6 protein-coding genes and 1 pseudogene are annotated in these 6,882 nt (G+C 42.8%); all 7 read left to right on the top strand.

Going from position 1 to position 6,882, the window contains the following annotated elements; all coding sequences use genetic code 11:
- On the top strand, positions 1-2,051 hold a 2,051-nt coding region (locus tag AB7U21_RS09235), incomplete at its 5' end, for a GAF domain-containing protein (protein WP_428388512.1).
- Positions 2,052-2,583: 532 nt separating this feature from the next.
- Positions 2,584-4,074 (top strand): annotated as a pseudogene (mttB, locus tag AB7U21_RS09230) ([trimethylamine--corrinoid protein] Co-methyltransferase).
- Positions 4,075-4,103: 29 nt separating this feature from the next.
- Entirely contained in the window at positions 4,104-4,751 is a 648-nt protein-coding gene (locus tag AB7U21_RS09225) for a methyltransferase cognate corrinoid protein (protein WP_333787911.1), read from the top strand.
- A gap of 221 nt (positions 4,752-4,972) precedes the next feature.
- Positions 4,973-6,019: an EamA family transporter gene (locus AB7U21_RS09220; RefSeq protein WP_428388510.1), complete on the top strand. Its 1,047-nt coding sequence runs from the start codon at positions 4,973-4,975 to the stop codon at positions 6,017-6,019.
- Between the two features lies 1 nt (position 6,020).
- A complete protein-coding gene (locus AB7U21_RS09215) occupies positions 6,021-6,317 on the top strand; it encodes a hypothetical protein (protein ID WP_428388507.1) in 297 nt (98 codons plus the stop codon).
- Between the two features lie 12 nt (positions 6,318-6,329).
- Positions 6,330-6,479 (top strand): hypothetical protein, encoded by a 150-nt coding sequence (locus AB7U21_RS09210; protein WP_428388504.1) that lies wholly within the window; start codon positions 6,330-6,332, stop codon positions 6,477-6,479.
- 198 nt (positions 6,480-6,677) lie between these two features.
- Positions 6,678-6,882: B12-binding domain-containing protein (locus AB7U21_RS09205; RefSeq protein ID WP_428388502.1), on the top strand; the 205-nt coding region annotated here is incomplete at its 3' end.

Here is a 6,882-nt window from a genome sequence, read left to right as displayed (position 1 = left end):
GTTTTGATGAGAACAGCACAATTGTTAACTGTAATAGCTTTTGTGCAAAAATTATATCGGAGCCAAAAAATAAAATATTGGGTATCAATCTGCTCAAATATATAGAAGATGGACCTTTAAAAGCTGCTATTGACCTTGTTTTTTTGGGTGAGTCTGGTCATTATGAAGGTGAATATACTTCCCCTACCGGAAAGAGATCTGTTATAAAAGCAGGATTTTCTCCTATAATATCTGAAAATGGTTCCTTGATAGGAGGACTTGGATTGATCCAGGATGTAAGTGAGCTTCAAGGAACCGAAGAAAGGATACACCTAAATGAAGCACGTCTGGAGGCACTTCTTGAGTTGCATCAGAGGGGCAATTCCTCTGTTTCAGAGATCATTGAGTTTGCAATAGAAAAAGCTGTAAGGCTAACACATAGTGAGATCGGTTATCTTGGTCTGCTAAAAGAGGATGATAATAACCTTGAAATGTATGAATGGCCTGTTCAGAAAACAAACCATGAGAAAAAACCCTGGACTTATCCTGTAAATTCTGCAGGTATGTGGGGGGAAGCAATTAGAGAAAGAGAACCCATAGTTAATAACCATTCATCAGGACCCGGGCCTATCAAAGGAATAAAACCTAATCTGGAGGGCAAGATCAATCGCTATATCAACATACCAGTGATGGATGGAGATCAGGTAGTTGCTGTTGCCATCGTGGTCAATAAGCCCGAAGAATATGACAGCTCCGATGTAAGGCAGATCACGCTGCTATTTGATGGGATGTGGAAACTTATACAGCGTAAGCTTGCTGATGAGGAAATTCTCGAGACCCGCAGGATACTTAAGGTCTTGGAATCCGTGATCAATGATAGTCCTGCACTTGTTTTTATGTGGAGGCCTGAAAAAGATTGGCCAGTAGAATTTGTTTCAAAGAACATCGAACGCTTTGGCTATGCGGTAGACGATTTCCTAACAGGTAAAAAGATCTACGGTGACATTATACATCCTGCAGACCTCGAAAAAGTACGCAGAGAGGTAGATAGGTGCTATAAAGAGGGATATTCAGATTTCAGTCAAGAATACAGGATCCTTACAAAGTCAGGTGAAGTGAGATGGGTGGATGAAAGAACACTTATCCATCATGATCAACATGGGGATATTGATTTTCTGCAGGGAATAATAGTTGATATCACCGAGCGCAAACAAGCAAATAATTTTGTCCAAGTTGAATCTGATTTCGATGGTGGATCCAGTTCAGAAGACAATTTACAGGATATGTTTGAAAAGACACTGGATTTTGTTCTTCAGATCAAAGCTATAGACTGTGGAGCTATATACTTAGTGGATGGTTCACAAGGCTATTTTGAGCTTATGGCTTATAGGGGTCTGTCAGAAAAGTTCGCGGCTAACATCAGCCATTTTGATGCTAATACTATTCAAGCAAAACTTTTCACTACTGGCTATCCTGTGTACAAGCATTTCTCTGAAATAAGTGCCATGATCAAGGAAAATCTTGATTATGAAGGTTTACAGGCAATGGGTTTCATTCCAGTGCACTATAATGACAAGCTTGTTGCTGCAATAATAATCGGTTCACATAGGGAACTGGAGATACCTGCCAATTCCAGAAATGTTATCGATACGATTGCGGGCCAGTTAGGAGTGATCGTAACCCGTTTCAGAGAGGGAAATCTGGTCAAAAAAGATCATAATGGGCTGCAAAATCTTTTTGATACTATGGATGACCTGATATTTATAATGGATATGGGTGGCTTGGTAATCCATACTAACCATGCTTTGCAGAAATATCTACAGTATTCCAAAAAAGACCTGGATAAAATGGATTTTCTGGAACTGTTCCCTCCTGGTAAAGAAAAGGAAGTGCTTGAGAGCATTGATATAGAGGGGCTCATTTCAGGTAATTCTTCAAGATGTTATGTGCCTCTTATGAGCAAAGATCATAAATTTATATCTGCCGACACTAAGTTCTTTGTGGGAAAATGGTATGGTAGAGAAGCTCTGATTGGAATATCCAGATTATCCTTTGAGGAACCTGTGAATTAGATTTCTCATATAATGTGGCTTATTGACAGAGAACAGCCACTATATTTATATAAGGCATATAGTTCCCTGCGCATAGGAACTAGTAGTTCTATCAAAAAATTAAGGGTGTTTTTCGAAGTTATTAACTGCCTTTTTTATGGGGGGACACAAGAAACAATGTACGAAGGCTTTTTTATCAAAGGTATTTCTCTTTATCCTCCCTGTAAATAAAGAATTTAGTTAAGTAACAAGCGGTATTTATTTATAGTTGTGCTTTTCCATTAAATATATCTCCCTAAGAACATCAATACCCATAAAGAATACATCTCTTTTTTTATACATTTTATACGTGTGCAATTCTCCTTCATTTCCCCACAATCTTTAAATATGGTGATTAATTTGTTTTTTACCAAAAACTATAAATAACACAATTTAGAGAAAAATATATATACCTAAAAAGAAGTGCCATGAGCAAGGATCAATGCAAGCCAGACATCTGTACGTACAGATACCCAACATTTGGCATGCATGACTGAAGTAAGGAGGAAAGAATATGGTAAACCACTATTATCCAGGAAGAGAAATGCTGGACGGTGTGAAGTTAGAATTGTTCTCCAGCGAAGATCTGAGAGCACTTCACTACGCCACTATGGATGTGTTTATGAACCCCGGTATCCAGGTATCAGATGCTGATGCAAGGGCTGTTTTCAAGAAAGCCGGATGCCAGGTAGATGAGAAGACCCAGGTTGTCAAGATCCCTGAATATGTTGTTAACAGAGCACTTCAGGACTGCCCATCCAGGTTTGCACTATATGGACGCGACCCTAAGAAAAAAGTAGTACAGGAACATAAAGGTAAGGTCCACTGGACATGTTTCGGTACTGGTGTCAAGATGTGCAACTACAAAGCACCAGGAAAGTACGAAACAGTTGACTCCACAGAAGCTGATGTTGCAGCAACTGCAAAGCTTGTGGACTGGGCAGAGAACATAGACTATTATTCACTTGCAGTTTCCGCCAGGGATTGGGCAGGCAAGGGTATGCAGGATGTTCACGAGACACTTACTCCTCTGATGAACACCACAAAGCACTTCCATCACATAGACCCAGTCGGTGAACATGTAGAATATTACAGAGATATCGTACAGGCATACTATGGTGGAGATGACGAAGAATTCCGTAAGAAGCCTCTTTTCTCAATGCTGGTTTGTCCAACAAGTCCACTTGAGCTCAGCTCCAATGCATGTCAGGTCATCATGAAGGGTGCAAAGTTTGGCATGCCTGTTAACGTACTGAGCATGGCAATGGCTGGCGGTTCATCTCCTGTTCATCTTGCAGGCACACTGGTAACTCACAATGCAGAGGTTCTTTCAGGTATCGTACTGGCTCAACTCACTCAACCAGGAGCTCCCGTATGGTACGGCAGTTCTACAACCACGTTCGATCTTAAGAAAGGTACAGCACCAGTAGGTTCCCCAGAGCTTGGACTTATCAGTGCTGGAGTAGCAAAACTTGGACAATACTATGGTCTACCCACATACGTGGCTGGCTCGTAGTCCGATTCCAAGATACCAGACGGTCAGGCAGGTCACGAGAAGACCATGACAACGTTGTTGCCAGCCCTGTCCGGTGCAAACACCCTATATGGTGCAGGTATGCTTGAGCTCGGTATGACCTTCTCTATGGAGCAGCTTGTCTTTGACAACGATATGATCTCCATGACAAAGAAGGCAATGCAGGGTATTCCAGTATCTGAGGAAACGCTTGCGGTGGAAGCTATCCAGCAGGTAGGAATTGGAAACAACTTCCTTGCACACAAGACCACAAGAAAGAACATCGATCTCCCATCCAACCCAACACTGATCAACAGGCTGATGTACGGAGACTGGGCAGCAGCAGGTTCAAAGGATCTGGCAACAGTAGCACATGAAAAGGTAGTCGATGTGATGAAGAACCACGAGGTCACACCAATAGATGCAGATCTGCTGAAGGACATGAAGGCCATCGTAGACAAGGCCGACAAAGCATTCAGGGACAGCCTGTGATTTCATAGAATTAAAATGGAGGATTATCAATGGCAACAAAAGCAGAAATTATTGCAAAAGCAAAGGCAGCGATCCTTGACTTCGATGAAGAGGCAGCCGAGGAAGTAGCTAATGAGGCACTTAAAGCAGGAATCAATCCGGCAGAGCTTATCCAGGATGGGTTCACATCTGCAATGACAGAAGTGGGCGACCAGTTCGAAGCAGGTGTTTTATTCCTGCCTCACGTCATCGCAGCATCCGAAGCGATGAGCGCCGGTGTAAAAGTGTTGACACCTGCACTGGAAAAACTGGGCTCAGAGTCCAAAAACAGAGGTACAGTCCTTATTTGTACAATTGAGGGTGACATCCACTCCATCGGCAAGGACATAGTTGCTACCATGCTTAAGATCGCAGGCTTCAAGGTTGTAGACCTTGGAAGGGACGTTGCGATCAAAGACATAGTCAGTAAAGCCTCTGAAGTCAAACCCAACGTAGTTGCAACTTCTGCTCTGATGACGACCACGATGGTCAACCAGATGCAGGTCGAAGAACAGCTCAAAGAAGCAGGTTTGCGCGCAAACGTCAAGACAATGGTCGGTGGCGCACCTGTTACTCAGGATTGGGCAACTAAGATCGGTGCAGACATCTACGCCGAAAATGCAGCAGACGCAGTAACGAAGCTTAAGGCTTTGTTCTAACCCCTTTAGATCGGGGTCTAAATCCAAATGAGGGGTGTACTCTCCATACACCCCGACTCCTTCAACTATGGGTGGTTGAAGTAGATACAAGAAGAAAAGGGGAATGGTATCAAAATCATCTTTTCATCATACGGTTCTGAGCGCTATGATGAGAGTAATTGAACCTAATCTCAATATGAAGTCTGGCGGATAAACCTGCCAGTAAAAGAAGGAGGAAAAATATGGATCTGCAAGATTTAAGAAAACTCGAACATAAAAGACGAGTTAAATATGGATACATGTGGGCTCTTTTCTGTGCTGTGCTCTGGGGTCTGTGGTATCTTCCCGGTACAGTTGTATGGGTACTAAATCCTTTCGATGAAATGTATGGTGAGATCGCTGCTGGAAGCGGCGATAGTATGGCTTTGATCATAACTGCTGTGTTGATCACGGCATTCAATGCTTTGACTGTTATACTTGCACTTATGGTATGGAATGGTGCCCTTGGGAAGTTCGGTGAGATGAAGAGAACTCTCAAGGCATTCAAACCCTGTTCAAAATGGTTCTTTTTGGCCTCTATATTCGGTGGACCTATAGCTATTCTGGGTTCCTTCATTGCAATGGGTTTTGTAGGTGGCGCTTTTGCAGCTGTTGCAGCTTTGATGTATCCTGTAGTGGGTTCCATCCTTGCATCCCAGTGGTACGGTGAAAAGATCAGCAAGCGGGCAGCAATTGGGATTTTCTTTATCATCGTCGGCGGTTTTGTGATCTTTGGTGGCGGATTGTTTTCGGAACTGGGTAGCGGTAATGTTCCCTGGATAGGATATATTGGTGGCTTGATGGCGGCAGTCGGCTGGGGTATTGAAGGTGCCATAGCCGGAAAAGGTCTGGATGTTGCAGAACCGGATGTTGGACTTACCCTGCGTTTCCTGGGAGAAAATATCATCTGGTGGATAATTGCAGTACCCTTGCTTGCTATTGCCGGATTCCCAATGGTAAAATACGCTCTGCTTGCATTTGAACCACTTACAATGATGGTACTTATATTTGCAGGCATAACATTCGGTTTTTGCTATGTTACCTGGTACAAATCATTCCCGCTCATAGGAGTTGGAAGAGGACAGGGTATAGGAAACCTCTACGGACTTTTCGCTGTGCTCTTTATAATCCTATTCTGCGGGGATATTCCTTCATGGACCCTGTTGTTGGGAGGTGCATTCTGTCTTGCAGGCAGTTTCACTATGTTCTCTGAAGACACCAGTGGTCTCGAATCTCTGAGAGGTGAGTGAAATGGCCGGAAATAGTCCAATCAAGTTCAGAATGCTGGAATTGTTCAGTGATGAGCAACCTCATTGGAATTATGAGATCGTACAGAAGATACAGAAGGAATACAACCTCACTGGAGACTTCTATAGAGATTCGATAAACTTCGATCTCATCGAACTGGCTTCAGGAGGTATGCTAAAAGGTATCGAAAGCAAAGTCGATGATGAAGGGATCTACAAAAAGGGTTTCCTTCTTCACAAATATGCGATCACAGACTTCGGAAAGATCAGGGCATCTAATGTGTGTCTTGTATATGTTTAAGGAGGAGTTGAAATGGTACAAACTGAAGTCGCAATGGAAGCATACAATGGATACTGGGTAAATTCATATCTTCCTGCCGCAGATATCCTTTGGATGGTAGTGATCTTGATAGTAGCTCTGTTGGCTTTGTGGCAAGCCAGGACCTTCGTATCAAAGTTCTAAGATCGAACAGTTTATCTGCAGTACATGAAAGCTATAGGTGTATATCATTAAAACGATATTAAACCTGCAATAGCTTTCACTTTTTGTTTTTATAGCAAAAATATCAGGGTAGTGTACTGTGAATTTAGATTATGCACGGGATGCCCTCTCTCCGATTATAGCAAAAGAGGGAACAAACATTCAGAAAGAGGTATAAAAATGAGCAAAGAAGAAATGTTCAAGGAATTAGCAGATGCCATTATTTCCTGTAAAAAGGATGTCGTGGTCGCTGCTGTCAACAAGGCAAAAGGCCAGGGTATCGCCCCTGCTGAGATCATTGAAAAAGGTCTTGCAGCAGGTATGAACGAAGTGGGCGTTATGTTCGAGAGAGGTAAACTGTTCTTACCCCACGTCATGATGGCTG

The organism is Methanomethylovorans sp. (assembly GCF_050177135.1).
Lineage (GTDB): Archaea > Halobacteriota > Methanosarcinia > Methanosarcinales > Methanosarcinaceae > Methanomethylovorans.
The sequence above is the reverse complement of the archived record's forward strand: the minus strand, read 5'-3'. Positions and strand labels throughout refer to the sequence as shown.